Origin of the sequence: Tolypothrix sp. VBCCA 56010, from assembly GCF_050875635.1 — a bacterium.
Lineage (GTDB): Bacteria > Cyanobacteriota > Cyanobacteriia > Cyanobacteriales > Nostocaceae > Hassallia.
This window is the reverse complement of the sequence record NZ_JBPAOH010000533.1, coordinates 1-226: the sequence shown is the minus strand read 5'-3', so window position 1 is coordinate 226 and position 226 is coordinate 1. Positions and strand designations below refer to the sequence as shown.

The following is a 226-nucleotide window of genomic DNA, read 5'->3' as shown; positions in this document are numbered from 1 at the left end:
TGCGTAACAATTAACAGGTTTAACGTTAACAACAGTACCTGTTATTTCATAGCCAGTTCCAATTTTTATTGGGTTCCCTTCATATCCTTTAACAATGCCAACTTCGGTTGCGAAAGTTCCAATTGTTCCGTAGTCATCCCACAACCCCGCCAATAAATAAATGTCTGGTTTAGGATTTAAGTTTCTCGGTACTCCTGAGGGAGCTTCAATGGTAAAACTGTAACGA

The 226-nt window shown here is 39.4% G+C and carries 1 protein-coding gene; it reads right to left on the bottom strand.

Going from position 1 to position 226, the window contains the following annotated elements:
* Positions 1–226, bottom strand: a 226-nt coding sequence (locus AABK37_RS42240) for a hypothetical protein (protein WP_432557309.1), incomplete at both ends; no start/stop codon positions are given.